This is a genomic window from Hymenobacter sublimis (assembly GCF_023101345.1).
Lineage (GTDB): Bacteria > Bacteroidota > Bacteroidia > Cytophagales > Hymenobacteraceae > Hymenobacter > Hymenobacter sublimis.
Genome location: NZ_CP095848.1, coordinates 2,253,547 through 2,279,340, shown reverse-complemented (window position 1 = coordinate 2,279,340; position 25,794 = coordinate 2,253,547). Strand labels below are relative to the sequence as shown.

Genomic DNA, 25,794 nt, shown 5'->3' with positions numbered 1-25,794 from the left:
GATACGGCCTAGGCAGTTGGGAGCGAAGGCCCAGGCTCCATCAACATCAGCAATATTCCAGAGCAGCTACCACATCTTCGTGGCGGAACTGGTAACCGGTCAGCTCCCGAATCAGGGAAGAATCGATTTGTTTACCTCCCGAAGATTCTTCCAGAAATGTGGGCGGCTGCAACCCAAGGCGGGTAGCGGCGGCCGTGTAAAACGTGCGGCGCGTAGGATGGGTAGCCGCGCTGGCATTAAACGTGTACCCCCACAGCTCTTGCTCAATGATGCGGCTAAGTAGGCTAATGCAATCCTGCAAGTGAATCAGATTAACGGGCGCTTCGCCGTGGGGCACACCCGCCCGGCCCGCCAGAAACCGGCCCGGCGCGCGTCCCGGCCCCATTAAGCCAGCCAGGCGCACTACCGTGTGGTGGGGCCCTTGGAACAGGGCTTCAGCCTGGAGCAGAGGGGCCGTGGCCGTGGGGGCAGCCTGGGCGTCGGGCTCCCGCATCAGGCGGGGTTCGTCGGCATACACGCCCGTGGAGCTTACCAGCAGCACGTGACGGACGCCAGCCTGGGCAGCCGCTTCGGCTACGGGGCGCAGCAGGGCCGGATAGGCCTCCGCAGAGCCTGCTCCGCGGGTCGGCGGCACGTTTAGCACTAGCACATCGGCGTCCTGCAGTTGGGCCCGTAGCGTATCGGCGTCGGTAGCGGAGAGAATGGGCGCCAGCCGGAGCAGAAACGGCCGGATTCCGGCGTCGCGCAGGGTAAGCAGCTGGCCCGGGGTAGTAGTAGAGCCATGCACACGGTAACCCAACGCCACCAGGGCCTGCGCCAGGGGTAAACCCAGCCAGCCACAGCCCAGAACGGCCACGGTGGGAGGCGAAACGGAAGGAATAGTGTTGGTCATGCGGGGTAAAGGTGGCAAAAAATCTTTCGTGGGCAAGTCTGAGTAAAGGGCTATTTCGGGACGAGGACAGCACCAGTTTGGGCCCTGGCGGCGCCAGGTTCCGGGAGAGCACGCCGGGCCGCCACAACCGTAACGGCACGAAGCCACTGCAGAATTACCGTTCTTGCGCCCGGTAGCCTGCGGGCTTATCTATTACTTTTTACTCATCATTCCCACCAGTTTCCATTCTCATGTCTGCTACGCACCCTTACGCCCAGCCCATGCTCCGCGACAACGCCCTGCAGGGCAAAACCATCGTCGTGACGGGCGGCGGCACCGGCCTCGGCCGCGCCATGACCACTTACTTCCTGCAGCTCGGCGCCAACGTAGTAATTAGCTCCCGCAAGCTGGACGTGCTGGAGAAAACCGCCGCGGAACTGCGCGAGCAAACCGGCAACCAGGGCGTGCTGGCCGTGCAGTGCGACGTGCGCAAGTACGACGAGGTTGAGGCCTTGCTGCAGAAAACCATTGATACGTTTGGCGGGGTAGACGTGCTGCTGAATAATGCCGCCGGCAACTTCATCAGTCCCACGGAGCGCCTGAGTCACAAGGCTTTCGATGTGATTGTGGACATCGTGCTGAAGGGTTCCTACAACTGCACTCTGGCCTTCGGGAAGCACTGGATTGCGGAGAAAAAGCCCGGCACCATCCTTAACATCGTAACTACCTACGCTTCCGTCGGCTCGGCCTTTGTGGTGCCGTCGGCGGCGGCCAAGGCGGGCGTGCTGGCCCTGACCCGCTCCCTGGCCGTGGAGTGGGCCAAGTACGGCATCCGCTCCAACGCTATTGCCCCCGGCCCCTTTCCGACGGAAGGCGCCTGGAGCCGCCTGTTTCCCGAACCCCTGGCCTCCAAGCTCGACCCAGCGGCTTCCGTGCCCCTCAAGCGTGTGGGCAACCACCAGGAGCTAGCCAACCTAGCCGCCTACATGGTGTCCGATTTTTCCGCTTACATGAATGGCGAAGTAGTAACCCTCGACGGGGGCGAGTGGCTGAACGGAGCCGGCGAGTTCAACAAACTGGAACTGCTGACACCCGACATGTGGGACCATATCGAAAAAACCATGCGCCGCTAAATCACGGATTAAGACGGATTTTTTGGCTTACACGGATTTTTTACGGCCGGTTTACTAAATACTAGTTATTCTGATTGGAAATGCGCAGAGTGACTTAACCAAAACAATTATTGGCTGCGCTAGCGCGTACATACGGCACTTGGTAAATGGGTTTCCTGGAATTATTTATCAGCGCAGTCTAGCTATTGAGTTTGAGAAAAATAATATAGTGTTCGAACAAGAAATTCATTTGCCAGTCTATTATTTGGACAGTGAAATAGGAGCACGACGCGTAGATTTCTTGGTCGAAAAACAAGTAGTGGTTGAGTTAAAAGTGTTAGTTGAAATAACGCCTCCTCATTACGCTCAAATTATAGACTACCTAAAAGCATACCGCCTTGAAGTAGGACTCTTACTCAATTTTGGTGAAGCCAGCCTGAAGTATAAACGATTCCTACGCTCTTCTTCGTAATACACTATCACGAAAAAGCTCCTGAATAATTTCAGGAGCTTTTTTGTATCAGTCACTTCCTCACAAACAGTCCGAACGAATCCGTGTAATTCGAAAAATCCGCCTAAATCCGTGATTAAAGTTTGTATCCCTTGAAATCCTTGGTGAACTCCTGGGCCGGAATGGGCTGGTTGGCTACAATGTCGCTGAACTCGAACTTTTCAAATAGGCCTTTGTCGTCGTTTACTTGAATGACGAGCGGTAGCGTCAGCTTCTGATCCACGGCAATAATGACGCGGCGCCCGTAGGCATTCGGTACTTGCAGGGCGCGGCCCGCGGCTACCGTAGCGCCCGCAGTAAGGCCGTTGCGCTCCAGAATCCGGTATTCGCCGCAGCCGAAGCGGTCGGCAATGGAAGCCACGGTTTCGGCCTTGCTGGGTTTGTAGGTTACGTAGCGAAACTGGGGGTAGTCGGCGCGCAGGATGTGGGCCGGGCGGCCTTGCACGGTCGTGTCGCCGGCGTAGCGGAAGCTTTTCTCGAAGCTGTGGTCGGTGCGCTGACTGGAGCCGCGTAGTAGCTCGGCAATAGTGCCGTAGCCCGCATCCAGTACGCTGTGGTGCTGCGTTTTACGCATCATGCTGCCCAGCGGATCGAGGCTGACAGTGACGTAGGGGAAGCTGTTGGGGTAGACCCAGGCGTCACCATCGTTTTGACCCGTCACGTACAAAACCTCAATGCCCTTCTGGTTGCGCAAATAGACCTTATAGGGTTTAAAGGCCATTTTCATGCTCGTGCGAGCCTGTTGGTAGTTCCCGTCAATTCGCTCCTGGGCCCGCACATTGCAGCGCAGGGTCTTCAGGTTTTCAATGGCCGCTGTGAGGCGGGAAATAAGCTGCTCGGTAGTGGGTTTCGGGTCGGCTGGCGCGGCGGCCATGCTGCTGATAGCCAGCACTGCCACCGTGAGAAGTCGAAAATAGCGAATCATGCAGAAGGGTAGGATGTAGTCAGGTAGAAAGGTACAAGCCGGTTAGCAGAAATCAAGCCGGAAGAAGAGGTGAGATGGTGAGTGGTGAAATGGTGAGTTTGACGTTCCGACGGCGCGGTAGCCCCGGAGGAGCGGCTATCGGTAGAGAAACGCACATCAAGCGTCTCAAACAGCCCCAGTGGGGCAACACCGGTCGTTGCGCGGTAGGTGCCAGCCACCCCGCTGGGGCTAGCGTTGGAGCTAACAGAACGTCAAACTCACCATCTCAACTAATTGAGGCTGATGCGGGGGAAGCGGCTGGCGGTGCTATCGAAGACAAATAGCTCGTCGATTTCGATTTCGCGCAGAAACCGGTACAGGGGAAAGCGCTCCACCACGGCCCGGACGGTAGCCGCGTTTTGGCCGTTCATGGTTACCCAACCGCGGGTGCGGTCGGCGCTGATGGCGTACGACTCCACGATATTTTCCTCGATCAGCTGATTAATAAAGGCGCGGTGACGCGGGATGAGAGCGATAAAATCCTCATCGAAAAAATCGGGTAAACGGAGCGTAACAACAAACTTGGCCATGAGACATGCAGCGGACACGACCATAACGCCACTCGCTCAGCGAAGGTTGACGGCGGCGGGGCGGCTGTAACTTTTTTGAGCTTCAGCCAGAATAGGGAGCATGCATTTTTCCGTAATTACCCCGACCCACAACCGCCGCGACTTGCTGCCCGAGGCGGTAGCCAGCGTGCGGGCCTCCGTTTCGGCGCCCCTGGATTTCTCGTATGACCACCTCATCTGCGAAAACGCCTCCACCGACGACTCGGCCGAGTGGCTGCGCCAGGCGGCCACGCAGGATGGCATCGCGCTTCGGGTCCGTAGCCAGCCCCACAAGCTACTACCCGGCCCGGCCCGCAACCTGCTGATCCGCCATGATGCCCCCGCCGACAGCTGGATTGTACCCCTCGACGACGACGATATTCTGCTGCAACGCACGCTGTTCCACTACGCCGACCAGATTCAGCAGCACCCCGGCCGCCCCTGGCTGGTAGCCGACTTCCTACGGGTAGACCAGGACCGGCGCTACCTGCCCAATGAAGATTACTACGCTTGGAAGTTCGACTCGCCAATGGATATGCTGCGCGCCATTTTTCGGGCCGAACACTTCATTCAGGGCAACGTGTGCTACAGTCGCGCGCTCTTCGAGGAGGTAGGCGGCTACGACGAGCAGATTGAAATGGCCGAAGACCTGGACCTCTACGTGCGCTTCCTGCTGGCGGGCCACCAGCCCGTTATCTGCCCCCACCTCAGCCACTTGCACCGCTTCCACACCAGCAACGTCAGCATCGGCGTCGATGCCGACAAGCACGGCCAGGACCTGCGGGTGATTTACGATAAATACGCTCAGCAACTGCAGAAATTGGGAATTGAGCGACCGTGAATCGTAGATTAAGCGGATTAAAGGATTTCGCGGATTTTGGTCACGATTTCGGCTCCTGTTCACGCTTCTTATTAAGAACCTCATGCAGAGGCGAAGCCGAAACATCTCGTGTGCTGACATCTGATTAGCACTGCAACCTCAGCACGCGAGATGCTTCGGCTCCGCCTCTGCATGACGTGCAAAGTCGCCACTAATAACCCGGACAATCCTCAAATCCGTCTATTCTTGTTCTTTTACCACTACCCCGCCTTTCACTATCAGCCGCACCTGCCGCAGGGCTTTGATGTCTTTGGTGGGGTCGCCGGCTACGGCCACGAGGTCGGCGAGCAGGCCGGGCCGGATGCTACCCCGGTCGGAGAGCTGGAAGATGCGGGCATTGGCACTGGTGAAGCCGCGCAGGGCTTGCAGACTGGTAAAGCCGTATTCCTGCACCAGCAGCTCGGCTTCGCGCAGGTTGTCGCCGTGCGCGAAAACGCCTACATCGCCGCCGTAGGCCAGTGCCACGCCGCTTTGTAGGGCCGCCTTCACCGACTGCTTTTTCTGCTGAATGCGCTCGGGCTCAGGGTCCTGGCCTTTGCGCCAGCCGCGGTACTGGGAGGTAGCGTCGCCGGCGGCTACGGTGGGGCATAGCGCTACCCCGCGTTGCTTCATCAGCTTGAAGATTTCGGGTGTGCCGGCGTCGCCGTGCTCAATGGTTTGCACCCCGGCCAGGGTGGCGCGGCGCATGCCCTCGGGCGTACTGGCGTGAGCTACTACGGGGCGGCCGGCGCTGCGGGCCGTCTGCACAATCAGGTTTAGCTCGTCTTGGGAGAAAGTGGGGCGGCTGGGCTCGTTGGGGCCCCAGCGGTAGTCGGCGTACACCTTAATTACATCGGCTCCTTTGCCGATCTGCTCGCGCACCGCCCGGATGATGCCATCCACGCCGTCGGCCTCTTGGGCGCCCTGGGGTACGTCGAAGCCTGAGAGCAGCTTGGGGCCGTAGGAGCCCGTTGCTACCAGCGCCCGGGTGGCCACCACCATGCGCGGCCCCGGAATCAGGCCCCGGTCAATGGCTTGCTTGAGGCCCACATCGGCGTAGCCGGCGCCCTCGCTGCCCAGGTCTCGGACGGTAGTAAAGCCGGCTTCCAGCGTCCGGTGGGCATGGGCCGTAGCGCGGGCCACCCGTAGCGCCTCCGATTCTTGAAGCACCTGGTCGTTCCAACTAGTTTCGTTGTAGGGGTGGAGCAGCAGGTGACTGTGGCCCTCAATGAGGCCCGGCAGTAAGGTCAGGCCCGGCAACTCCAGAATGCGGGCGCCAGCCGGGGCCGTGAGCTGGGCGGCCGGCCCTACGGCTTTAATGGTGGAACCTTCCGTCAGTACGGCCCAGCCGGGGTGCAACGTTTCTCCGTCGAAAACGGCCGCAGGGCGAATTAGCAGCGCGGGAGTAGGAGGCGCTACGGTTTGGGCTAGGGAGGTCAGGCCCAATAAGAACAGGCTGGTGAAGAGAGGTAGGCGCACGGGATGGGCGGGGAAAGAAGCGAGAGGCGTTTAAAGCTACGGTTGCTTCCGCAGATTATAGGAAATACCTATTTGAGCATCCCAGACAAACAGATGCTGACCGTCAAATCGAAAATTGGCGTCTTCAACCGGCAGGTTTGGCCGCAAAATTCGAGGATGAAACAGAGCTTCTAAGTTAAATCGGCTGCCCCATAGCTGCTGGTACGTCAGCCCTGACCATAGCCCAAAGCCTGCCCGTATTTCATCGGTCCGCTCGCGGGAGCCCACCACGTATAGGCCAGCACTTGGTCCTAGCACGGCTTCAAGCCGTGGTACCAGCTTCAATCGGGGGGCCACAACAACCTGAATGGAGTACAGGAAATTATGATACTCTGTGATGGTGCGCCCGCCGCCCGTAAAGTCAAAATCGGGAACAAACTCCTGATAGGGTTGGCGGTTGCGGGCAACAGTGGACCCGATACCAACTACTAACCGGCGGCCCAGCGGTAGTACAACGTGCATCCCTGCGGCAGGAGCGCCAGTAAATGACTTCTCGCCGACGCGGGTATAGCCGCCGGCTCCAATTAGTTTCTGCCCAAAACCAGGAAATGTTAAGAAGGCAAGGAGGAATAGAGCAGCGGAGATTGTCTTCATCGTTAATAGAAGAAATTGCAATAATGGTATAGCTCAAGCTATTGCTGCCTTCCTAAAAGGGCCACCAAGATTTCCGCGCCGGCTGTGGTAACCCAAGTACTTTCCGTAAGACCTGGGCTATGTGCTGAGCTATATTTTCTGCTTCTATTTCAAGCAGGAACAGCTTCGTCTTATCAGTTAAGTTCAGGTATAAAATGCCAGCGTATCCTGAAGATTGGACATGTACTCCCTCTACTTCGCTAAACAATACTCGCTTCTCCTGAGCGACCCGTTCACGATATATCATGTTAATGTTTTGAAGCAGGATCTGTTTAGTTGTAGTATCAACCTGTATATCATTTTGTAAGCGTAGTTCATACATATCAACAGTACCACGACGCTTTCTAAGCCACCACACCAACCCTATTAAGGTTAGCGCAATTAATAGTATATAGTATGCTTGATAAACGCCTACTGCTACCCATATACCAACAAGTAGTCTGCTCATTAACCTAGTCATCCTTTCTTGCTCCGGTGTGGGAGGTGTCCAGCGAAGATGTAGCTGGGAATGAGAATATAGACAGGTTATAGAGCTATTTGACTCTGAAAGCCTCCGACTGATTTGCTTTAAGTCTGAGTAAGATGAGATGAGGCTCATATAGCCGTATAAAAACAGGAATGCCCGCCGGAAGATAGGTTTCTCGGCGGGCATTCTTGTATGGCAACAGCATCTTAAGCCCTCTCCTTGGCCGGCTTACGCTTCACTTTGATCTTCTCCAGCTTCTTGCCATTCTCGGGGGTAGCGGCTTCGCTGCCAAGGCCGCCAACCAGGGTCATTTCCTTGACGAGGTGGCCGGCGCCGGCGTATTTATCGACTACGAAGAGCATGTAGCGCACGTCGAGAGTGATGTTACGCACCCGGTCGGGGTCGAACATGATGTCGGACATGGTGCCTTCCCAGTTGCGGTCGAAGTTGGTGCCGATTAGCTCCCCGCGGCCGTTGATGACGGGCGAGCCGGAGTTGCCGCCGGTGGTGTGGTTGGTGGCAATGAAGGCCACGGGCACGGTGCCTTTGTATGCATAGGGGCCAAAATCCTTGTTTTTGTACAGCTCGGCAAGGCGAGCGGGCACTTCAAAGTCAGGGTTGGTGGGGTCGGCTTTTTCCATGATGCCGTCGAGGGTGGTGTAGAAGTCGTACTTCGTACCATCGGCGGGCTGGTAGCCAGCTACCTGACCGTAGGCCACGCGCAGAGTGGAGTTGGCATCGGGGTAGAACTTGCGCTCCGGCTGCTGCAGGCGTAGGCCGGCCACGTAGGTGCGCTGCAGCAGGGCAATATTGTCGGTGGCGGCGGTGTAGGTAGGCAGCACCTGCTGGCGGTAGGTGCTCACAATGGCTTGGGCCAGCTGCACGGCCGGGTCCTGGCGCAAATTGGTTACGTTGCCTTTCGCTACCTCATCCAGCACCACGTAGGCCGATTCCTGGGAAATCAGGCGCGACTTGCCGTAGAGTTGGGCCGCGTAAGCCGGCCAGCCGGTGGTAGCGTACTGCTTCTGCAGATTCTTCACGTGGGCGGGTAGCAGCGCGGCTGGCGTGCCGTTGGCGTAGAGGGGTAGCAGGGCCGCGGCCACCTTCTGGTCGGTGGGGGCGCTGTAGTTGCGGAAGAAGCCGACGGAGCCTTTCTTGGCTTTCTCGGCGGCGGCGGCCAGCTCCTCGGCGGAGGCTTTCTTGTCGGCCAGCTCCAGCAGGGGTAGCAGGCTGTTGGCGTAGCTCACCAGCTCCACGCCCAGGGCAGCTTCCGTGACGTAGTCGCGGGCCAGGGTATAGTCGCGGGCGGTGGTGTAGTTCTTTTGCAGCTCCGGGAGCAATCCGGCAAAGGCCGCGCGGCGGGCAGCGTCGCCGCTTTCGGCCCACTTCTGGAACTGGGCTTCTTGCTGCTGCTTCACGCGCACGGCGTCGAGCTTTTTGAGGCCGCGGGTTTCGCCAATCCACTTTTTCCAGTAGTTGGCAATGCTGGCGTACTTGGCGGCGTACTGAATGCGCACCTTATCGGAAGCTTTCATGTCGGCGTCCAGCACCCGCAGCTTGGCGTCGCGCACCTTAATTTTGGCGGGGTTCGACAGCGAGTACACCTCATCCACGCCCCAGGAGGTCAGGTACTCGTTGGTGCGACCGGGAAAGCCGAACACCAGGGTAAAGTCGCCGGGCTGCACGCCGCCCAGGGAAATGGGCAGGTGGTGGCGGGGTTTGAAGGGCTTGTTGTCGGGGGAGTAGGGCGCGGGTTTGTTGTCGGGGCCGGCATAGATGCGGAAGATGCTGAAGTCGCCGGTGTGGCGGGGCCAGGCCCAGTTGTCGGTGTCGCCCCCGAACTTGCCGATGCTGCTCGGCGGCGCGCCCACCAGCCGGATGTCCTGGAATACTTCCGTCAGGAAGAGGTAGTACTCGTTGCCGTTGAACATGGGGCGCACAAAGGCCTGGTAGCCGGTGCCTTGCACGGCAGCCTGGGCCACGCGCTGGCTATTTACCTGCACTAGCTTCTCGCGCTCGGCCTCCACAATACCGGTGGTGGGCACGCCGGCCAGCACCTGGCTGGTCACGTCTTCCATGCGCACAATGAAGGTAGCCGTGAGGCCAGGGTTGGGCAGCTCCTGGTCGCGGCTCATGGCCCAATAGCCCTTCGTGAGGTAGTCCTTCTCTACGGAAGAGTGGCTCTGAATCTGGCCGTAACCGCAGTGGTGGTTGGTGAGCAGCAGGCCTTGGTCGCTGATGATTTCGCCGGTGCAGCCGCCACCAAACTGGACTACGGCGTCCTTGAGGCTGCCTTGGTTGATGGAATAAATCTGCTCAGCCGTGAGCTTGAGGCCTTTTTTCTGCATATCGGCCTCGTTGAGCTGCTTGAGCAGCAAGGGCAGCCACATGCCTTCGTCGGCGCGGGCCTGGGGCAGGCAGGAAAGGAGCGTGAGGGCCAGCAGAGCCAGCCGGGAACGTACGCGCATACAAAAAAGAGTTGTGCTGGTGGGTGGTCAGCGGAAAAGATGAAGCAAAAATAGCGAACCGGCGGCAGGCACGGCGTGTCGAGGCCAGCCTGCCTGCCCCTGCACACGCAAAAAAGCACTACCACCGCCCAAGAAGCGGTAGTAGTGCTATTAGAAGTACGGCGCGGTAGGAAACTCAGGCTAGGAGTGACCCATTTCGGCTACGGCCGGTGCATTTTCGGCGTTGGTATTGGACGCGGCGTACACGGGCTTGGCCGAAGCAGCCGGAATGTCATCGGTTTCTTCGGCAGCATTGGTTTGCTCCCACTCCCGGAACCGGACAATTTCACCCTGGAACTTCTCCACGAACCAGCTCAGCAAAGCCAAGTCGTCGAGGAAACCTACCACGGGTACGAAATCAGGCACCAGATCAACGGGGGACAGGGTGTAGAGCAGTACGCCCAAGGCCGACACAATGGTGCCAGTTTCGATTTGGCGGTAGCTGCCGCTTACGTAGTTACGCACCAAGCGCACCACGGTGTAGCCTACGTCAAAAAGCTGCTTGAATTTGCTGTCCTTGCTTTCTTTGCTGGCCAGCTTGTTGGCTACCTCGTTCAGTACCATAACTACTTTGAACGGGCGGCCCAGGAGCTTGCCGGCGCGGTTCAGAAAGACACTGAACAGGGCGTTTTTGGAAATGGAAAAACCTTTGTCTAGGAGAGAGGCCATAGAATGGGAGTGATGAAGCAAATGCCTACTCTACGCTACGGGGTTGTTGCGCGTTGTCGGTTGTGGTTGTTTGGAGCCTGTAACTAGCTGCCGTGCCCCAGAAATAGCCCCGTGATGGCCTGGTCGTTGCGCCATGTTTAGTAAAGAGCTAGAGAAATCAGAGGCTTGAAAATGACGCTATTCCCGTAGTTTCGCCTCATGAGCCACCTTACTACCCGCCCCAGTGCCGACCAGTACGCGCCGTACTACGCCACGTATATCCGCCTCGTTCCGGAAGGCCACAGCCCGCTGCAGCAGCTGCGGGAGCAGCCCGCAACCCTGCAGCAGCTACTCCACGGCCTCACCGACGAGCAGGCCCGCCTGCGCTACGCACCCGGCAAGTGGAGCATTAAGGAAAGCCTAGTGCACGTGCTGGACACGGAGCGCATTTTCGCCTACCGGGCCCTGCGCATTGCCCGCGGCGACCAACAGCCCCTGCCGGGCTTCGACCAGGACGCCTACGTGCCCGCCTCCGGTGCCGACGAGAGGCCGCTGGAGGATATTCTGCGGGAATACGATGCCGTGCGCGCCGCTACCCTGAGCTTGCTGGAGTCGTTTCCGGCTGAGGCCTACGAGCGCACGGGTACGGCCAGCGCTTCCCCAGTGAGCGTGCGCGCCCTGGCCTTTATGCTGGCCGGCCACGAAGCCCACCATCTGCACCTGCTGCAGAAGCGCTACCTGCCGCTACTGAAGTAATACGTACTTTTAGCCGGCTACAACACCCGCTCGGTCTGGCGCGTTAGAGTACCAGAATCCTTCCTCTTCAAAATCCCTACTATCATGGCCAAAGCCCAGGAACCCCGCAAAGAGAAAAAGAAAGAGCCTGCTAAAACCACCAAGGAAAAAAAGGCCGCCAAGGAAGAAAAAAAAGCCTTGAAAGCGCGTCAGCAGGAGTAGTGCCAAGCAGCCTGAGTAGTGTACTGCTCAGGCTGTTTTTAGGTAGGGCACCGGCCCCCGAGATGAGTATACACCAGCAAATTGCGCTACTTACCCTGGTAGTAGCCGACTATGATGAGGCCATTGCTTTCTACACCCAAAAGCTGAATTTTCGACTTCTGGAGGATACTGACCTCGGGTCCGGGAAACGCTGGGTGCGGGTAGCGCCCCGCGGTGCTGCTGGTGGCGCCGAACTGCTGCTAGCTCGTGCCACTAGCCCCGAACAAGCCGCTCGGGTGGGCAACCAGACGGGCGGCCGCGTGGCGCTGTTTCTTTATACCGATAACCTAGCGCGGGATTATCAGCAGCTGCTGTCCGCGGGCGTAACCATTGTGCGCCCCCCGACAACGGAGGCTTACGGGCACGTGCTGGTATTCGCCGACTTATACGGCAACCTCTGAGATTTGCTGGAGCCTGCCCCGGCTTACAGCGTGTAATACACCTCTTTCTGCTTGTCGTGGTGCTTGATGTAGCCGTGCAGGGTTAGTTTGATGAGTGTCCGGTAGGCGCGGCGCTGCCCAATGTTGAGCAGCTTCATGTATTGCGCCAGCGTGATGCGCGGGTTTTTCTGCAGGTAGTCCAATACGGCTAGTTCTTCTTTGTTCAGCGGAATGCGCTCAAAGCGCGGTCCGGTATCGGTACGCTCCAGCGCTTTTTCAGTAAGCTGACTGGTTTGTACGCTTTCGTCGCGCACGCGCACGTAGGCCCGCCAGTCGCCGTCGGCTACCTGGGCGCGGTGGGGTTTGTGGGAGCTTTCAGCTACCATAACTACTAGCACCACCCGGTCGTCCTCCTCAACTTCCTTAAACCGAAGCTCCAGCGGCGGATCAATGTAATGCTGGGCAGCTTGGCGCAGCTGATAGATTTCCTCTTCCGCGTCGCGCACGCCCACAATGCGGCCATCATCGTCTACGCCTACCAGCACCCGGCCGCCGTGGGTATTGGCCAGTGAGGCCAGCGTGCGGGCAATGCGGGTGGGGTGGGTAGTGCGCTTCTTAAATTCCAACCGCTCGCCCTCGCCCTGCCGGATCAGTTCCCGTAAGTCAGTCATGTATGGTGCCTATTAGCGCCGGGCCGGAGCGGCAACGGCGGTACTAGCTTAGAACGCTGAATCAGGAGAAAAGTAGCGGTCCTCCAGTTTTCACTCGATGCCGGTTTCTTCCGCCGATATGCGCCAGAGGCGGCTGGCTTCGGCCCGGCTCTGAGCCCGTTCCGAGGTGCGGGCCAGCCGGCTGCCGGAGAAGTAACGCCCGCTTACCCGCGCTACCTCCGGAGAAGTGGCCAAGTATAGCGTCGTTTGCGCGCCGCGCTCCGGCGAAATCATCAGGGGTTTGGCCGTCCACCAGAGCGCCTTCATGACGGGGGAAGTACCCGGCCGGATCAGGCCGGTATCTACCATGCCCGGGTGTAGGCAGTTAGCGGTAATGCCCGTCAGGTCGAGGCGGTGAGCCAGCTCGTTGGTGAATAAAATATTGGCCAGCTTGGAGTCGGCGTAGGCCGTGAGCCAGCTGTATTTGTCAGGCGAGTTGCGCACGGCGCGGTCGGGCTCAATCTCGCCTACCCAGTGCGCTACCGACGATACCGTAACTACCCGGGCCTGGCCGGCGGCATCCAGCAGTGGGAGTAGTAGGTTAGTCAGGGCATACGGAGCGAGGTGGTTGGTGGCCCAACTTAGCTCGTGGCCTTCCTCAGTGAGAACAAACCGCCCGGGCATAATGCCCGCGTTATTCACCAGTATATCCAATTGGCTTAGCTCCTGCTGCAGTTCCTCGGCCAGGGCGCGCACATTGCGCAGTAACGACAGGTCGTAGCACTTCATGTGCACCGGTACTTCTGGGCCCGCCGCCAGCTGAATGGAAGCCACGGCCCGCGCGGCCTTGTCGGCGTCGCGGCCCACCAGAATTACGCGGGCACCCTGCCGGGCCAGCTCCCGAGCCGTTACCAAGCCGATGCCGCTGGTAGCGCCCGTAACAAGGGCCGTTTTTCCAGAAAGCGGGAGAGAAGAAATCATACAGCGAAAAAACGGATGCGGCCGGAGCCGATGCATCACCAAACTACGAACAAGATAAGCGACGCCGGAAAGACGTACGAGAAAACGGGCGGCAATGGTGCCTTATCTGGCTACCTCCTGACGGAGCCACCCGGATTACTTTAACTGCTATCCACAAAATCCTCGCCATTGCCCAGCAAAAAGCCGCTTCCGGATTACGGAAGCGGCTTTGCGTACACTGCCAGGCAGCTCAGGGCCTTCCAAGCAAACTAGAAGGGTAGGTCGTTGTCGTCATCCGAGGCAATTGGGGCGGCCGAGGCGCGCAGGTTCGGGTTTTGGTTTTGGGCCGGAGCCGCTGCGCGGGGAGCAGCCTGCTGGTAGTTGCCACCGCCCTGGGGAGCAGCGCCGCCACCGGCACCCGCCTCAATGCGCCAGGCTTCGAGGTTGGTGAAGTACAGCATCTGGCCGTTCTTGTTGAACCCACGGCCCCGCAGGTTAAAGGAAATTTTCACCTCGTCACCTACTTTGTAGGAGTCGATGAGAGCCGTCTTGTCCTGTACCAGCTGGAACTTGATATGCTCGGGATACTGGCCGTCTACGACCTCCAGCACGAACTCGCGCTTGCGGAATTTCTCGCTCACCTGCTGTTCGTCGAAAATCTCGTGCAGGCGGCCGGTAGCTTCGTAAGCCATAAGAAGAATATGTTTGGGGAGTTGAAAACAGTAAACCAAACCTACGAAAAAAAACGCGGTTCGTTCGGGTCACTACCGGCCGGTTGAGCTCATATGCTTGCCTACCTTTGTCTTGCGTTTTTGCCTACCTGCTAATTTTTTTCGCTTTATGACAACTTCCTTCGCCTTGGCCCTGCATGGTGGTGCCGGCACCATTTCGCCCCTGTCCATGACCCCGGAAAAGGAGCAGGCCTACCGTGAAGCCCTCGGCGAGGCCCTGGCCATTGGCTATGCCGTGCTCCGGCAGGGTGGCTCGGCCCTGGAAGCCGTGGAGCTAACCGTGCGCAGCCTCGAAGACTGCCCCTTGTTTAATGCCGGCCGCGGCGCGGTGTTCACGCACGAAGGCCACCACGAAATGGACGCCGCTATTATGGATGGGCGCACCCGCGCAGCCGGAGCCGTAACGGGCGTGCGCACCGTCCAGAACCCCATTCGGGCGGCGCGCCTAGTGATGGAGAAAACCGAGCACGTGCTGCTGGGCTACCCCGGCGCCGACGAGTTGGCCCGCCAATATGGCCTACCCACCCAACCCGCCGAATACTTTTTCACCCAGCAACGCTACGACCAGCTGCAGGAAGCCCTGGCCGAAGGCCGCATGCGCCTCGACCACAGCCAAGCCCTGGAAACTGCCGCCCCGTTAGCCGAGCCGAGTGCCTTTCCGAACGAAGACCCCAAAAAGAAGATGGGCACCGTAGGGGCGGTAGCCCGCGACGTGCACGGCAACCTGGCCGCCGCCACCAGCACCGGGGGCATGACCAACAAGCAGCATTCCCGCATCGGCGACTCGCCCATCATCGGGGCCGGCACCTTTGCTGATAACCGCACCTGCGCCATCAGCTGCACCGGGCATGGCGAGTATTTTCTGCGCGCCGTAGTGGCCCACGATATCAGCTGCCTGATGGAGTACCGCGGCTTGAGCCTGGCCGAAGCCTGCCGCATAGTCGTGCACGACAAGCTGGCGCCTATTGGGGGCGAAGGTGGACTGGTGGCCGTAGATGCGGCCGGCAACGTGGCCCTGCCTTTCAATTCGGAAGGCATGTACCGAGCCAGCCAAACGTCTGCTGACACCGCTCCTTTCGTCGCTATTTACAAGTAAGCAACGGCCGTCGTTTTGTACCTATATATAGTCGTTTTGTACCTATATATATATAAGGAGTAGGTAGGCGCGCTATTCACGGTCGATTTTGCCTCAGATCAGCTTGATGCACAGGCGGTAAGCCAATAAAAACGAAATCCGCCGGGCATAGTCGAATTTTAGGGTGTTAGAGTAGCGTAGCTCGCCGACATACCGAGGTAATAAAATCAAAGAGGCTTCCCCTGGGGGAAGCCTCTTTGATTTTAGGTAGCAGCTAGAAAGCCTATAACGCCGGGGCGGGCTCGTTGGCATCCTGGCCCGCCGTCAGAAGCACCGACTCAGCCGCTTGCTGGCGCAGCTTCAGATTAGGATAAAATTCGCGTTGGCTGATGTCATAGACGTTGCCCTTAACCAACACGTGCAGCAGCATGCTTTCAATAGAAATGGCCTCGCCCTTTTTGGCGGCCGCCGCGTTGTTGTGCTCCAGCTTGTGCCCATCCATGATGATGACCAGGTTGGAACCGATGGTTTCAATCTGGCTGCCTTCCGTAATGAGCACGCCCGTATCCTCGCCCAACCCAATGCCGATTAATTTGGGGTGGAGGGCCACGGCCTCGATGAGGCGGCCAAAGCGGCCGCGCTTCACAAAGTGCGAGTCAATGACGACGTTGTTGATCAGGCCCAGGCCCGTGCCCATCTTCACGGCACCTTTCATAAGGGCATCTGGCACGCTGCCGCCCTTAATCATGGTTTTCGACATGGCCATGGCCCCGGCCGAAGTACCGGCTATAACAAAGTTGGGCTGGTTGTAATACCGCTCCCGCAGGGTTTCCAGAAATTCCGTGCCCCCAAAAATATCCGTCAGGCGCGACTGGTTGCCCCCCGAAAACATCACAATATCCGCCTGCTTAAGCCGCTCTACATACTCCGGGTACAGCGCGTCTTCCGGCACGCGAATATCCAGAATGCCCACGTTGTTGCAGTTAAGCATAGTAAACGAGGAAACGTAAATGCGCGCTACCTCCTCCGGAATCATGGAAGCGGTAGTTATGACCTCGATGCGCGGGTCTTCCTTGCCCGATTCCAGGATTACTCGTTTGAGAATACCCAACTCGAAGAAGTTGAGGTAGTATTTCTTTTTCGTGCGCGGGTTTGGGTACGTGCCTTTGTCTTCGTTGCCTCCAATGGCAATCAGCTTACCGAGCGGTATGGAATTTTTCAATGCAGAAAATCAGCTTAATCAACACAACTAGGAAAGAACCAGCTACTACAAGCAAGGTTCAAGCCACCTCTACCAGGCCACGGTCCCTAACGCCGGGGTGCCCCCAGCTTGTTCCGGTACGGCCAGTATTTACGCGCCCGAAATAACGGTAGGGCTGCATAACACTGAGGTAGTTCTGGCCAAAGCGCAGTAGTTACTCGGCGGGCTTACCCAGCAAGGCGTCAAATGTGCTGGTCGCTACGGCGTGGTAGTTGCCGCGTGCTTCGGCGTAGATGCGGCGGGCCCGCTCCGCGCCGCCGGGCGTGGCCAGTAGGGCTCGGTACAGCGGCACCAGAAACTTACGCCGGCCTACCCGCGTCAGGAACTGATGCAGGGCCGCCTCAGCCGGCGCGTATCCGGCCGCAATGGTTAGCGGAAACCAGGCCGCCAAAATTTCGGCATTGCCCGAGTGCGTAAACCCAAAAGCGCCGTCTAGCTCGGTTAGTTGCTCCGGTGTTAGCTTTGCTGGCAAGCCGTGCAGGAAGTGTACCCACTCGTGGCTGGTCCAGGCGGAGGTAGTAAGAGCCGCGGCCGGCGTGCCGGCTTGCCACTGCCGGAGGGCCACATCCACAGCCTCGAAGCGGCTGGCTGAAACCGGCGGAGCTACCGCCGGAATGCCCGGGCCGTTAATCCAAGCATCGAGCTGCATCTGTTCTTCGAGCCCCGGATGTCGGTCTAGCAGCTCCTGGCGCAGGTAGCTCACAAAGGAAGCCGTGTCCATGCTGCGGAAGCTATGGCGGGCAAAGTAGTCCTTAATAAAGGAGTCCAGAATTTCGCGGCCTACCAGCTGTTCGAGGGTAAGTAGGAGGTAGTCGCCTTTTTCGTAGGCAATTTCATTGAGCCCTTCGTCGGGGTCCCGGCCGGCTAGGTTTAGGTGCAGGTGGGTGTCGGGGCTGGTGGCACCCAGCTCCTGCACGGTCTGGAGCAGGGCCGTGTGGCCAAGCACCTGCAGCATGTCGGCGTAGGGGCGGCCGTAGAGCTTCTCCATGATGCGCCGCTCAAAGTAAACGGTGAAGCCTTCGTTCAGCCAGAAGTCGTTCCAGGTGGCGTTGGTCACGAGGTTGCCGCTCCAGGAGTGAGCCAACTCGTGGGCCACCAAGCTGGTCAGGCTTCGGTCGCCTGCCAGAATGGTGGGGGTAACAAATGTTAGACGCGGATTTTCCATGCCGCCGAACGGAAAGGAGGGCGGCAGTACCAGCAAATCATACCGGTCCCAGCGGTAGGGCCCGTACAGGTCCTCGGCCGCGGCTACCATGTTTTCCAGATCGGCAAACTCTTCGGCTGCTCCGGGCAGGGTAGCTGGCTCCGCGTACACGCCCGTGCGCGGACTCAGGGCCCGGAATTCCACGTCACCGACGGCCAAGGCCATGAGGTAGGCCGGAATGGGCTGGCTCATTCGGAAGCTGTATTCCCCACTAGCCTCACGCTGCTGGGGGTTCTCGGCGCTCATCAGCGGAAGCAAGTGGGCCGGTACCCGCACCTGGGCTTCATACGTAAAGCGCACCCCCGGCGAGTCCTGGCACGGAATCCAAGTGCGAGCCAGGATGGCCTGTGATTGGGTAAACAGGAACGGTTGCTGCCGGCCGGCGGTCTGCTCTGGCGTCAGCCACTGCAGCGCCGCGGCCCCAGGTGTAGTGCGGTAGCGAATGGTAACGGCGGCTGTAGCGGGGGTAACCGTAATGCGCAGGGCCTGGCCCAGCACGGCGTCTTCCGGTCCGAGCGCAAAGGCAGTTGGGGAGCCAGTAGGGCCGTCCAGCAGCACGGCTTCGACAAGGAGGGCGCGCGCATCTAGCACCAGCTCCGTTGCGCCGTGGTGGTTGCTGAGCTGCCAGGTGGCAACGCCCACCAGCGTGCGGGAGGCAAAGTCTACGGTTAGCTCAAGCGCCAAGTGATGCACGCTGACTTCCGCGGGGCGGGCGTAACTGTGCGGATCGGGAACGAAGGAGGCAGCAGGCAAGGAAGTATGCATAGAGAATAGGAGGTACTACCGACAGGGGTAGCGGAAAAGAAGAACACAAAAGTAGCCAAACCAAAAAAGCGGGTGGCGTAAGGCGGCCGCTCTAGCTTGAGGAGTCGCCTACCACTAAAGAGGGAAGCGGGCTCGTTATTTCTACGTTTTGTAGTGTTCGGGAGTCAGGGTAAATGCGTTAACTTGCAGCAGCAGGAGAATGACAGTTCCGACAACTCAACGCTGTCGAAACCAGTACAACGTCCTGAATCAAATTTCTGCCGGACTTGGCGCGAAATATGTTTCAGTGCTGTTCTCTTTTCTCTTGACTATTCGCATGAACGAAACGCATCGTCCCTTTTTTACTACCGTTTGCTGCTGGCTGCTGGGCCTGCTGCTGCTCACGTCTACCGTGTCGTGCAGCCAGGACCAGAAGGCGCAGCTGCGGGAGGCGTTACCCGCCGGCCTAACCAAGGCCGGGGGCGCTCAGCCCACGCTCGACAGCGTGTACATTGTGAAATACATGTCGGCCGAGCCTAAGTTTAAGGACCAAATTGAGTGGGCTAAGAAGTTCTACCGGGAGCGGAATTTCCGCTTGGGGTGGTTCCGCAACCACGAAATCGTGCCTCAGGCGAAGACGCTGATTTCCGTTATTAATAAAGCCGCCGACGAGGGCCTCGATCCGAAAGACTACAAAACCAAGGACTTCGATAAGCTTTTTGCCAGTCTGGAAGCGGCTCAGTCTGATTCTACCAAGCGTAATGCGCTGGAAAAAGAAATTGATGTAGCCCTTTCCGGGACGTACTTCAATTACGCGTCCGACTTCTACCGGGGTACGGTTGACCCGCGCGCCGTAAAGGCTATTGACTGGAAGGTAAAGCGGAACAAAATCAAGCTGCACAAGGCCCTGATGACCATTCTCCGGGAGCGGGAAAGCATCTACGGTTACTACGATTTCGAGCCCTTGCACCCCGAGTACGACCGGCTTAAAAAAGCCCTAGCTGACTACCGGGAGATGCAACGCAACGGTGGCTGGCCTACTATTCCGGCGGGTACTCGCCTGACGCCCGGTGCTTCGTCACCGGCCGTAGCAGCCCTGAGCACCCGTCTGCTCGGGCGGGAAGCAACCCCGGCTCCGGCCGCTACGCCGGCAGTTGTCGTAGCCAATAAACCCGGTCAGCCCGCCGCTGCACCGGCTCCAGCTGCCCAGCAATACGGCCCGGAATTGGTAGCTGCCGTGAAGGAATTTCAGCAGCAGAACGGCCTGAAAGCGGACGGTATAGTGGCTGGGGAAACCCTCCGCCTGCTCAATATTCCTGTCTCTCAGCGCATCGACCAGATCATGCTGAACATGGAGCGGTGGCGTTGGATTCCTAAAAAGTTTGAGCCCAATTACCTGTTGGTAAACATTCCTGAGTACACCCTGCACGTGGTAGAAGAAGGTAAGGAAGCCTTCAGCATGCCCGTGATTGTGGGCAAGACACTTAACGCTACCCCGGTCTTCAGCGACAAGATGGAGTTCGTAGTGTTGGCGCCGTACTGGAATGTACCCTACAGCATCATCGACAAAGAGCTGCGCTACAAGCTGGCTTCTGATCCGCACGGCACCCTCAACCGTCTCGATATGGAGGTTGTGAAAGGGTGGGGTGCTAAGGCTACGCCCGTTGACCCAAGCAGCATCGACTGGAGCAACCTCACGGAAAAGACCTGGAAGTACACCTTACGCCGTCGTCCAGGCCCGAAGAACGACCTGGGAGATGTGAAATTTATCTTCCCGAACTCCCAGGATATTTACCTGCATGATACGCCCCACGACGAACTGTTCAGCCAAACGAAGCGCGGCTTTAGCCACGGCTGCGTACGGGTAGCTGAGCCCATCAAGCTGGCGGAGTACCTCCTCCGTGACAAAGCCGGCTGGGACAGAACGGCTATTATGGATACTATTGCCAATCGTCGGGAAAAGTATGTTACCCTTCCCGAGAAGCTACCGGTGTACCTAGTATATTTCACCACCTGGGTTGACGAAGCTGGCAAGGTGCATTTCCGCGACGACATCTACGGGCATGATAAGGCCTTGGCCAGAGAGTACTTCGATTAACTCAAATTAGCAATTAGTTAGGCAGAGGTAGCATCAGCGAGTAGCTGAGCGTCTGCCTGCCATTTCCTGCATAGAACCTCAACGGGCCGGGCCGTGTCATCTTGCTGATGGCACGGCCCGCGTGCGTTAGGGCCCGTGTAAGCTTAAGCGCTCGTACTCACCAGCAGGCAGACATCATGAGGCAAAGCTATGATAGGGTAGAAGTAGCCATCGTTGATCATTCCCAAGGACTCATACAAGAGCAACGCGCTACACATTCTACCAGTGATGTTATTCCTGTAAAGTAACGCACCTGATTAATAATGGCAATTCACCCAGCTAGGAAAACGATTACTAACAACTAGACAACGCTAGCTCACGCGTTATGTAGTTGTTAGTAACAAAAGTAATTATAAATGTTATCAATGAGGTATGATTGCAATGTGTGTTTACATTTATATTAAACCCGTGAGCCTTGTTTACCTTTGTATAGTATGTAGAGCAGTTACCAATCTGAAAGTAGTATCAAGTACATTTGTAAACCATCTTGATTCTACTCATGATTGAACAACGAATTAGGGAATTACTGGCGACACGGCAGCTAACTCCTACCCAACTTGCGGATACCATTGGAATTTCGCGCCCAATTGTAAGCCACATCTTAAGTGGGCGTAATAAACCCAGCTTGGAGGTAGTACAGAAGATTATTGCTGCCTTTCCCGAGTTGTCTTTGCCCTGGCTACTGAGTGGTACGGGACCGATGACTGCAAGTGCACCTAGCCCGGCTCCAGAAGCGCCCCTTGTAAGGCCTGCTAAGGGTCAAGTGGAGCGAGTACCTGCTTCGCGGCCAGAAGATGCTGTAAAAGCAACAAAGCCAGTTGATGCGGCACCTGTAGTTAGCGTGCCTGTTCCCGCTGCCCCTGAGGAGACGCCACCGTCACCGCCCGTAGTGTCGGCCCAGCCCGTTACGACTCCTGGCTTACGAGAGCAAAATCCATCTGCTTTACCGTCTAGCAGTAACGCCAGTGAAATGCTGTTCGGCAATGTTGGGAACGAGAAGAGCATTCGACGTATCGTCATCTTTTATCAAGATGGCACCTTCGCTGATTTTCAGCCCGAATCTCCAGCCCGATGAGTCATAAGGGCCAGGTAGTATAAAACTGTGAGAAGCAAAATAGGACAGATGCAATTTGTCAGGTCGGTTTGAGGTGTGTAAACCAACAAACACTAGCCATTAGCTAGTCATGGCCTATATGGACAAAAAATACAGCCATATGGCTTTTATTTATTATAAGCTATACGCTGCTAAACACATTGTGAATTACACCATTGTTGATTTTATAAACGACTGTTTTTCAAAGGAATAAATATAGCAAAGTGAACTATGTGATAAAGTAATAACTTTTAGTCTGCGCCTATTAATATTAACGGTATCGTTATAATATGGATTAATATATTCTTGCTTAGAAAACAAGCGCGGTTCCTTCCTGCGAATGCTAAATAGATTACATCGTACCTAACTCCATAAAGTTAAAATCAAGATTTTGTGTAGCGCACTAATCTGATTAGCTCTAAGGTAGCACTGTACGTCGTCCAGCTTATGGCCCGAGTAAGCCTGCTGAACGCTTGGGCAAAGGGCTATAAAGAGTGGTTTACATTTTTTTGCGGGTAATAACTGATAGGTTTTTATCGATAGACTATCGTTGTGATAAGTACAATTGTAACGTATAGACTAAGCGCATTAACTGTGCTGAGTGCAGCCTTGCGGCGGTTACATATGTTGCCTAGTAAGTGGTTAGCCGTGTAGCTGCTACAGAAATAAGTGGCCCGAAAGTTACTTGCCCGTTTTCGGGGTGGTGCTTACCTTTGGGGTATGAAAAATTTCCGTCTGCCCTTCTTGTTCGCCGCCTGCGCTTCGCTATTCCTGTCGTCCTGCTCGCAAGCTCCCGATGCGGAGAAAGATCCGAACGCGGATGCTGCCTACAAGCGCAGCCACCGGACTGAACAATACCGCGAGGCCCAGCGCAGCGACGTTAACTACTAACGCAACTTGTTAGCTGAGCACCCGAGAATATATTTCGGCGTTTGAATAGCGCCTTCTTCCTATTGGGTAGCCCTTATACAGAAAGCCCCGCTGATACGTCAGCGGGGCTTTCTGCGTGTGATGACAATATGGTTTGCGGGCGTTGTTAGTTTAGGGCTACTACGGAACGACTAGGTGCCAGTTCCGGCAGCTGGATATCGGCCAGCAACTCATTTTCCAATAGGTCAGCCCAGGTGCGTAGGTAAAGTACCACATCATCGCGCTGATTATGACGCATGGCATTGCGCCGCTCGAACGGAATGGCCGCCAGAATAGCCGAATCGGAGAGCCGTTCCAGGTGGGTTAAATCCTGGCGGCTGAACCCGAGGGCTAGCATCTCATCAATCGTGGTGTCAATGGGGAGGCCACTGGTTGGGCAGTACTCAATGAGCTGCCGCTCCCAGTCGCCGTAGCGTTGCATAGCGCGGGCGTGGATTTCGCCTTTGGTAAGCTTAGTGATGGTTTGGGCCAGATGGCCGCAGTTGCAGCTACCCATGTGGCCCCATTGGTACGGAGCTTGGGCGGCCAGGCGCTGCGCCGTATCACGCAAAGCCTGAATGACGGGAAGGGTGCGATGAGCCATAACAAAACAAAAAGGGTGTTTTTACAAGAAGGCGTTAGCTGTCAGATAAGTTGCCGCCACGTCATTTTGTTTTGCCTCATGCCCTACTTCAGCCGTAACGATAAACCCCTCCGCTAAACCAAGCGGGTAGGCTCGGCTTAACAGAGGGGAAACAACCCGTTTAATATCAATGGGCCCTATGGTGGTGCCAGTGTCCAGCTTAGCGGCTACCGCCGCCATTGCCCCGGAAGCGGCGCTGACCGCTACCGCTCCGGCCGGCACCGCCAGCATTGGCGGTGCCCTCAGGGCGCGGGCCCGTTGCGTGGTTCCCACCACGTGGGCGCTGCTCGCCGCCGCGGTTCTGCTGCCGGCCACCTCCTTCGGAGCGGTTCTGGCCGCCCGCCTGGGGGGCGCGGGGGGGGCGCCCGGCCGGGCCTTTAGGCCGCTTGATGGCCGGACCGCCGGAAAGCGGAACCGGTGCCACTTGGCTGGAAGTATAAGGGTGCGACTGAACTACGGGCACCTGCCGACGAATCAGCTTCTGAATATCCTGCAGGTACGCGCGCTCCTCATCGTCGCAGAACGACAGGGCGGTGCCGTCGGCGCCGGCGCGGCCGGTGCGGCCAATGCGGTGCACGTAGGTTTCGGGCTCGTTCGGAATTTCGTAGTTGATAACGTGGGTCAGCTCGTCCACATCAATGCCCCGGGCCGCAATGTCGGTGGCAACCAGCACGCGGGTAGTACCGGCCTTAAAGTTGCTCAAGGCCCGCTGGCGGTGGTTCTGCGACTTGTTACCGTGAATGGCTTCGGCCGGAATTTCGGCTTTGGCTAGCGTGCGCACTACCTTGTCGGCCCCATGCTTGGTGCGGGTAAACACCAGCACGCGCCGAATGTTCTTGTCGGATAGCACATGCTCGAGCAGGGCGGGCTTGTCGTTCTTCTCGACCATGTACACAGCCTGAGTTACTGTATCGGCCGTGCTGGAAACGGGCGTTACGGTCACTTTCACTGGGTTAGGCCGCAGGATGCTGTTGGCCAGCTCCTGAATTTGGCCAGGCATGGTTGCCGAGAAAAACAGGGTTTGGCGGCGGGCCGGCAGCTTGGGCAGGATGCGCTTGATGTCATGGATGAAGCCCATGTCGAGCATGCGGTCCGCCTCATCAAGCACGAATATTTCAATGTTGCGCAGGTCGATGAAGCCCTGGTTCATCAGGTCGAGCAGGCGACCGGGGGTAGCAATGAGTACCTCCACGCCCCGCTTCAGGGCCTGAACCTGCGGGTGCTGGCCTACGCCCCCAAAAATAACCGTAGAGCGTAATTTAGGCAGGTGGCGGCCATACGCGGCAAAGCTTTCCCCAATCTGAATAGCCAGCTCCCGGGTAGGGGTCAGCACCAAGCAACGAATCCGGCCGGGCGCGTGGCGCTCCACCTGGGCCGTTTGGTGCAGAATCTGGAGAATGGGAACGGTGAAGGCGGCCGTTTTGCCGGTACCGGTTTGGGCAATGCCCAGCAGATCGTGACCTTCCAGCACCTGCGGAATAGCCTGCTGCTGAATAGGGGTAGGGGTAGTGTACCCTTCCTCGCGCAAAGCGCCCAGGATGGGGTCAATCAGGTTTAGTTCGTCGAACGACATCAAAGAAAAAAAAGCAGCTGCCAACGGGCAGCGGAAATGGCACGGGAGATAATGAGCCCGTAAAGGTCGGGTTTTTATACGGATGCGCGTGCAGCGCGTAAAAGGAGCGGCTCAGAGGGCCTGGAAGTAGCTGCCAGGGCTCAGCGAGGCGCTTTACTAGCCTAGTAACACAGAGCCTGGGTAAAACCGTTTACTTTTCACGTATCCATTCAAAAACTTCCTTGCGCCCCATGCACATTACCGACCGCAAAATTGCTTACGACGGCCACTACAAGCTTAGCTTGCTGCAGGTGCAGGATGGCGACAACACGTTACGGCGGGAGCGGTTCGAACCCGGCACCGCCGTGGCCGCGCTGGTGTACAACACCCAAACCCACCAGTACATCCTTACCCGCCAGTACCGCATCGGCCCCGAAAAAGACATAGTAGAAGTGGCCGCCGGCATGGTAGACGGGCAGGAAGAACCTGCGGCCGCTATTCGCCGGGAAATTCACGAGGAACTGGGCTACGAAGTAGACTATCTGGAGCAGATTGCCCGCCTGCTGCCCTCGCCCGGAACCAGCGCCGAGGTTATCACCGTCTTTTACGCGGAGGTAAGCCAGCAAACCGGGCAGGGGGGCGGACTGGCAGCAGAAAACGAGCAGATTGAGCCTGTGTTCTTCCGGCCCGAGGAGCTGTGGCAAACCTCATTTGAGGACGCCAAAACGCTAGTGGCCGTGCAGTGGGCCCAGCTACGAAAAAAGTAGTAACGTGTATAACGTATTAAAAAGCCTGCTCCGGCACCCGGAGCAGGCTTTTTAA

At 57.6% G+C, this 25,794-nt stretch carries 24 protein-coding genes; 10 read left to right on the top strand and 14 right to left on the bottom strand.

From position 1 onward, the window contains the following. Positions 1-46: 46 nt before the first annotated feature. Positions 47-892 carry an NAD(P)H-binding protein gene (locus MWH26_RS09600; RefSeq protein WP_247977036.1) on the bottom strand — a complete coding sequence of 282 codons (846 nt, stop codon included), beginning with the start codon at positions 890-892 and terminating at the stop codon, positions 47-49. A 230-nt stretch (positions 893-1,122) separates the two neighbouring features. Between MWH26_RS09600 and MWH26_RS09595 the strand changes: the two genes are divergently transcribed. Next, positions 1,123-2,004, top strand: a complete 882-nt coding sequence (locus MWH26_RS09595; RefSeq protein WP_247977035.1) for an SDR family oxidoreductase — start codon at positions 1,123-1,125, stop codon at positions 2,002-2,004. Between the two features lie 58 nt (positions 2,005-2,062). Then, positions 2,063-2,455: a GxxExxY protein gene (locus tag MWH26_RS09590; protein ID WP_311136892.1), complete on the top strand. Its 393-nt coding sequence runs from the start codon at positions 2,063-2,065 to the stop codon at positions 2,453-2,455. Between the two features lie 115 nt (positions 2,456-2,570). On the opposite strand, the gene MWH26_RS09585 is transcribed toward MWH26_RS09590, so the two are convergent. Beyond that, the gene (locus tag MWH26_RS09585; protein WP_247977033.1) at positions 2,571-3,419 is read right to left on the bottom strand and encodes a DUF1571 domain-containing protein; all 849 of its coding nucleotides are present in this window, start codon (positions 3,417-3,419) and stop codon (positions 2,571-2,573) included. A 269-nt stretch (positions 3,420-3,688) separates the two neighbouring features. Beyond that, complete coding sequence (locus MWH26_RS09580) at positions 3,689-3,988, bottom strand: hypothetical protein (RefSeq protein ID WP_247977032.1); 300 nt, start codon at positions 3,986-3,988, stop codon at positions 3,689-3,691. Between the two features lie 100 nt (positions 3,989-4,088). Here MWH26_RS09580 and MWH26_RS09575 point away from each other — a divergent pair, with 100 nt between their 5' ends. After that, complete coding sequence (locus MWH26_RS09575) at positions 4,089-4,847, top strand: glycosyltransferase family 2 protein (protein WP_247977031.1); 759 nt, start codon at positions 4,089-4,091, stop codon at positions 4,845-4,847. 219 nt (positions 4,848-5,066) lie between these two features. Here the strand turns inward: MWH26_RS09575 and MWH26_RS09570 are convergent, their stop codons facing one another. The 4 genes from MWH26_RS09570 to MWH26_RS09555 all read right to left on the bottom strand — a co-directional run bounded on the left by MWH26_RS09570 (position 5,067) and on the right by MWH26_RS09555 (position 10,658). Next, entirely contained in the window at positions 5,067-6,344 is a 1,278-nt protein-coding gene (locus MWH26_RS09570; protein ID WP_375374044.1) for a metal-dependent hydrolase family protein, read from the bottom strand. A 36-nt stretch (positions 6,345-6,380) separates the two neighbouring features. Continuing rightward, entirely contained in the window at positions 6,381-6,998 is a 618-nt protein-coding gene (locus tag MWH26_RS09565; RefSeq protein WP_247977030.1) for a hypothetical protein, read from the bottom strand. Positions 6,999-7,688: 690 nt separating this feature from the next. Further along, a complete protein-coding gene (locus MWH26_RS09560; RefSeq protein ID WP_247977029.1) occupies positions 7,689-9,950 on the bottom strand; it encodes a S46 family peptidase in 2,262 nt (753 codons plus the stop codon). A 180-nt stretch (positions 9,951-10,130) separates the two neighbouring features. Next, positions 10,131-10,658 (bottom strand): YkvA family protein, encoded by a 528-nt coding sequence (locus MWH26_RS09555; protein ID WP_244696382.1) that lies wholly within the window; start codon positions 10,656-10,658, stop codon positions 10,131-10,133. Positions 10,659-10,856: 198 nt separating this feature from the next. On the opposite strand from MWH26_RS09555, the gene MWH26_RS09550 reads away from it, so the two are divergent. Both MWH26_RS09550 and MWH26_RS09545 read left to right on the top strand, forming a co-directional pair. Continuing rightward, on the top strand, positions 10,857-11,393 hold the full coding sequence (locus MWH26_RS09550) for a DinB family protein (protein ID WP_247977028.1): 537 nt from the start codon (positions 10,857-10,859) through the stop codon (positions 11,391-11,393). A 263-nt stretch (positions 11,394-11,656) separates the two neighbouring features. Continuing rightward, positions 11,657-12,034 (top strand): VOC family protein, encoded by a 378-nt coding sequence (locus tag MWH26_RS09545; RefSeq protein ID WP_375374043.1) that lies wholly within the window; start codon positions 11,657-11,659, stop codon positions 12,032-12,034. A gap of 23 nt (positions 12,035-12,057) precedes the next feature. On the opposite strand, the gene MWH26_RS09540 is transcribed toward MWH26_RS09545, so the two are convergent. From MWH26_RS09540 to MWH26_RS09530, 3 genes are all read right to left on the bottom strand, one after another. Further along, positions 12,058-12,684, bottom strand: coding sequence for an AlbA family DNA-binding domain-containing protein (locus MWH26_RS09540; RefSeq protein ID WP_247977027.1), 627 nt, complete (start codon positions 12,682-12,684; stop codon positions 12,058-12,060). Between the two features lie 90 nt (positions 12,685-12,774). Then, positions 12,775-13,644 carry an SDR family oxidoreductase gene (locus MWH26_RS09535; protein ID WP_247977026.1) on the bottom strand — a complete coding sequence of 290 codons (870 nt, stop codon included), beginning with the start codon at positions 13,642-13,644 and terminating at the stop codon, positions 12,775-12,777. 248 nt (positions 13,645-13,892) lie between these two features. Next, positions 13,893-14,315: a DUF3127 domain-containing protein gene (locus tag MWH26_RS09530; RefSeq protein ID WP_244696377.1), complete on the bottom strand. Its 423-nt coding sequence runs from the start codon at positions 14,313-14,315 to the stop codon at positions 13,893-13,895. Between the two features lie 148 nt (positions 14,316-14,463). Between MWH26_RS09530 and MWH26_RS09525 the strand changes: the two genes are divergently transcribed. Beyond that, the gene (locus MWH26_RS09525; protein ID WP_247977025.1) at positions 14,464-15,450 is read left to right on the top strand and encodes an isoaspartyl peptidase/L-asparaginase family protein; all 987 of its coding nucleotides are present in this window, start codon (positions 14,464-14,466) and stop codon (positions 15,448-15,450) included. 262 nt (positions 15,451-15,712) lie between these two features. On the opposite strand, the gene MWH26_RS09520 is transcribed toward MWH26_RS09525, so the two are convergent. Next, positions 15,713-16,651, bottom strand: a complete 939-nt coding sequence (locus MWH26_RS09520; RefSeq protein WP_247977024.1) for a cyanophycinase — start codon at positions 16,649-16,651, stop codon at positions 15,713-15,715. Between the two features lie 193 nt (positions 16,652-16,844). Continuing rightward, positions 16,845-18,659, bottom strand: a complete 1,815-nt coding sequence (locus tag MWH26_RS09515; protein WP_247977023.1) for a M1 family metallopeptidase — start codon at positions 18,657-18,659, stop codon at positions 16,845-16,847. Between the two features lie 316 nt (positions 18,660-18,975). Between MWH26_RS09515 and MWH26_RS09510 the strand changes: the two genes are divergently transcribed. From MWH26_RS09510 to MWH26_RS09505, 3 genes are all read left to right on the top strand, one after another. After that, the gene (locus MWH26_RS09510) at positions 18,976-20,736 is read left to right on the top strand and encodes a L,D-transpeptidase family protein (protein WP_244696374.1); all 1,761 of its coding nucleotides are present in this window, start codon (positions 18,976-18,978) and stop codon (positions 20,734-20,736) included. Between the two features lie 538 nt (positions 20,737-21,274). Then, positions 21,275-21,850 carry a helix-turn-helix domain-containing protein gene (locus MWH26_RS20260; protein ID WP_375374042.1) on the top strand — a complete coding sequence of 192 codons (576 nt, stop codon included), beginning with the start codon at positions 21,275-21,277 and terminating at the stop codon, positions 21,848-21,850. A 738-nt stretch (positions 21,851-22,588) separates the two neighbouring features. Beyond that, the gene (locus MWH26_RS09505) at positions 22,589-22,759 is read left to right on the top strand and encodes a hypothetical protein (RefSeq protein WP_188558993.1); all 171 of its coding nucleotides are present in this window, start codon (positions 22,589-22,591) and stop codon (positions 22,757-22,759) included. Positions 22,760-22,904: 145 nt separating this feature from the next. Here the strand turns inward: MWH26_RS09505 and MWH26_RS09500 are convergent, their stop codons facing one another. Continuing rightward, complete coding sequence (locus MWH26_RS09500) at positions 22,905-23,381, bottom strand: hypothetical protein (RefSeq protein ID WP_244696373.1); 477 nt, start codon at positions 23,379-23,381, stop codon at positions 22,905-22,907. 199 nt (positions 23,382-23,580) lie between these two features. Beyond that, positions 23,581-24,993, bottom strand: coding sequence for a DEAD/DEAH box helicase (locus MWH26_RS09495; protein ID WP_247977022.1), 1,413 nt, complete (start codon positions 24,991-24,993; stop codon positions 23,581-23,583). Between the two features lie 230 nt (positions 24,994-25,223). Between MWH26_RS09495 and MWH26_RS09490 the strand changes: the two genes are divergently transcribed. Continuing rightward, on the top strand, positions 25,224-25,739 hold the full coding sequence (locus MWH26_RS09490; RefSeq protein ID WP_247977021.1) for an NUDIX domain-containing protein: 516 nt from the start codon (positions 25,224-25,226) through the stop codon (positions 25,737-25,739). Positions 25,740-25,794: the final 55 nt, after the last annotated feature.